The sequence below is a fragment of the Burkholderia lata genome (genome assembly GCF_902499025.1).
GTDB classification, from domain to species: Bacteria; Pseudomonadota; Gammaproteobacteria; order Burkholderiales; family Burkholderiaceae; genus Burkholderia; species Burkholderia lata_C.
This window is the reverse complement of the sequence record NZ_CABVPW010000101.1, coordinates 1-2462: the sequence shown is the minus strand read 5'-3', so window position 1 is coordinate 2462 and position 2462 is coordinate 1. Positions and strand designations below refer to the sequence as shown.

The window sequence follows — 2462 nt, the reverse complement described above, 5'->3', positions numbered from 1 at the left end:
GGGTTGTTGTGCTGGCTTCGCAGCACAACCAATCTTGGAAGAAGCAGTAATTTTGAGTTGTGTGTATCACACACGAGAATCAACCAGTCCGACGCGCTGTAATCAGCGCGAGACAGACTTGTTATAGGATCAAGCCTTACGGGCAATTAGTATCAGTTAGCTGAACGCATTACTGCGCTTACACACCTGACCTATCAACGTCCTGGTCTCGAACGACCCTTCAAGGGGATCTAGTCCCCAGGGATATCTCATCTTAAGGCGAGTTTCCCGCTTAGATGCTTTCAGCGGTTATCTCTTCCGAACATAGCTACCCGGCGATGCCACTGGCGTGACAACCGGTACACCAGAGGTTCGTCCACTCCGGTCCTCTCGTACTAGGAGCAGCCCCCTTCAAATATCCAACGCCCACGGCAGATAGGGACCAAACTGTCTCACGACGTTTTAAACCCAGCTCACGTACCTCTTTAAATGGCGAACAGCCATACCCTTGGGACCGGCTACAGCCCCAGGATGAGATGAGCCGACATCGAGGTGCCAAACACCGCCGTCGATATGAACTCTTGGGCGGTATCAGCCTGTTATCCCCAGAGTACCTTTTATCCGTTGAGCGATGGCCCTTCCATACAGAACCACCGGATCACTATGACCTGCTTTCGCACCTGCTCGACTTGTCGGTCTCGCAGTTAAGCACGCTTATGCCATTGCACTATCAGCACGATTTCCGACCGTACCTAGCGTACCTTCGTACTCCTCCGTTACGCTTTGGGAGGAGACCGCCCCAGTCAAACTGCCTACCATGCACTGTCCCCGACCCGGATCACGGGCCAAGGTTAGAACCTCAAACAAACCAGGGTGGTATTTCAAGGACGGCTCCACCGAAACTAGCGTTCCGGTTTCATAGCCTCCCACCTATCCTACACAGATCGGTTCAAAGTCCAATGCAAAGCTACAGTAAAGGTTCATGGGGTCTTTCCGTCTAGCCGCGGGTAGATTGCATCATCACAAACACTTCAACTTCGCTGAGTCTCGGGAGGAGACAGTGTGGCCATCGTTACGCCATTCGTGCAGGTCGGAACTTACCCGACAAGGAATTTCGCTACCTTAGGACCGTTATAGTTACGGCCGCCGTTTACCGGGACTTCAATCAAGAGCTTGCACCCCATCATTTAATCTTCCGGCACCGGGCAGGCGTCACACCCTATACGTCCACTTTCGTGTTTGCAGAGTGCTGTGTTTTTATTAAACAGTCGCAGCCACCAGTTTATTGCAACCCCTTCACCCTTTGCCCGCAGGGGCATCAAGCTACAAGGGCGTACCTTATCCCGAAGTTACGGTACCAATTTGCCGAGTTCCTTCTCCCGAGTTCTCTCAAGCGCCTTAGAATACTCATCTCGCCCACCTGTGTCGGTTTGCGGTACGGTCATCATTAGACTGAAGCTTAGAGGCTTTTCTTGGAACCACTTCCAATTGCTTCGCTCCCTAAGGAGCTCGCGCCACACCCTTGAATTCCGCGCCCGGATTTGCCTAAGCGCCTTCTCCAATGCAGCGACCGGGACTTCCAACACCCGGACAACCTTCCGCGATCCGTCCCCCCATCGCATCTAACAATGGTGCAGGAATATTGACCTGCTTCCCATCAGCTACGCATTTCTGCCTCGCCTTAGGGGCCGACTCACCCTACGCCGATGAACGTTGCGTAGGAAACCTTGGGCTTACGGCGAGGGGGCCTTTCACCCCCTTTATCGCTACTCATGTCAGCATTCGCACTTCCGATACCTCCAGCACGCTTTTCAACGCACCTTCGCAGGCTTACGGAACGCTCTCCTACCATGCGTGTAAACACGCATCCGCAGCTTCGGTATATAGCTTAGCCCCGTTACATCTTCCGCGCAGGACGACTCGATCAGTGAGCTATTACGCTTTCTTTAAAGGGTGGCTGCTTCTAAGCCAACCTCCTGACTGTTTTAGCCTTCCCACTTCGTTTCCCACTTAGCTATATTTGGGGACCTTAGCTGGCGGTCTGGGTTGTTTCCCTCTTGACACCGGACGTTAGCACCCGATGTCTGTCTCCCGTGATTGCACTCTTCGGTATTCGGAGTTTGCTATGGCGGGGTAATCCGCAATGGACCCCCCAACCATGACAGTGCTCTACCCCCGAAGGTGAGACACGAGGCACTACCTAAATAGTTTTCGGAGAGAACCAGCTATTTCCAAGTTTGTTTAGCCTTTCACCCCTATCCACAGCTCATCCCCTAACTTTTCAACGTTAGTGGGTTCGGACCTCCAGTACGTGTTACCGCACCTTCATCCTGGCCATGGATAGATCACTTGGTTTCGGGTCTACGCCCAGCAACTGAACGCCCTATTCGGACTCGCTTTCGCTACGCCTGCCCTATACGGTTAAGCTTGCTACTGAACGTAAGTCGCTGACCCATTATACAAAAGGTACGCCGTCACCCCTT

Annotated in this window: 1 rRNA gene; it reads right to left on the bottom strand. The window is 53.0% G+C overall.

Annotated features, from left to right (window positions below):
* Positions 1-125: 125 nt before the first annotated feature.
* Positions 126-2462: ribosomal RNA gene (locus tag BDI24065_RS40780) — 23S ribosomal RNA — on the bottom strand; the annotation flags it as partial.